The organism is Microvirga soli (assembly GCF_016734765.1).
GTDB lineage: Bacteria > Pseudomonadota > Alphaproteobacteria > Rhizobiales > Beijerinckiaceae > Microvirga > Microvirga soli.
Window position 1 is genome coordinate 1 of the sequence record NZ_JAERQE010000157.1, and the last position, 883, is coordinate 883.

Here is an 883-nt window from a genome sequence, read left to right on the forward strand (position 1 = left end):
GTGAGCACTGAGACCATCCGCAAGTGGCGCAAACGTGGGGCGCAGGACTGCCAGGACCATTCCAGCCGGCCGCACAAGCTGCCCTGGAAAGCTACAGACGAGGAGCGGGCGATCGTCTGTGCCCTGCGCCAGGCTACCGGCTTTCCGCTCGATGACCTCACCTTTGTGGTCAGCCACTTCCTGCCGCATCTTAACCGCGATGCGGTCTACCGCATCCTCAAGGCTGAAGGCTTGGGCCGCCTGCCACCGGCGCAGCAGCGCCAGCGCAAGATCGGCACGTTCAAGGACTACGATCTCGGCTTCGTGCACATGGACATCAAGCACCTGCCCAAGCTGGAGACCGCCAATGGCGAGCGCCGCAAGCGCTTTCTCTATGTCGCCATTGACCGCTGCTCCCGCTGGGTGCACTTAGCCGTCAAGGACGATGAGCTGACCACCAGCGCGGTTGCCTTCCTGAAGGAGGCGGTCCGCGCCTTCCCCTTCAAGGTCACGCACGTGCTCACCGACCGCGGCTCGTGCTTTACCGCTGATGGCTTTGAGGAGGCCTGCCGCAAGCTGAAGGTGGAGCACCGCAGGACCAAACCCTACACGCCGCAGACCAATGGCCTCGTCGAGCGCTTCAACGGGCGGGTGCAGCGCGAGGTGCTGGGGATCACGATCTATAGCCATCGGGATCTGGAGACCCTGCTCAAAGGCTTCAACCAAGCCTACAACAGAAGACGTCAACGCGTGCTCAAGGGGGCTTCACCTGAACAGGTCGTGCAACGGGGTCTGGCCGCCGAGCCGAAGCTGGCCAACTTTCGCTCAAAGCCGCCCGATCCAAACGCTTTGCCGCAAGCCCTCCAGGTCGTCGCTCATGCAAAGGAGGTCTCGCATCCAGACA

Annotated in this window: 1 protein-coding gene; it reads left to right on the forward strand. The window is 62.9% G+C overall.

What is annotated here, in order from left to right; all coding sequences use genetic code 11:
- Window positions 1-883 (forward strand): IS481 family transposase (locus tag JKL45_RS29640; RefSeq protein ID WP_201865354.1); only part of this gene is annotated, 883 nt, incomplete at both ends.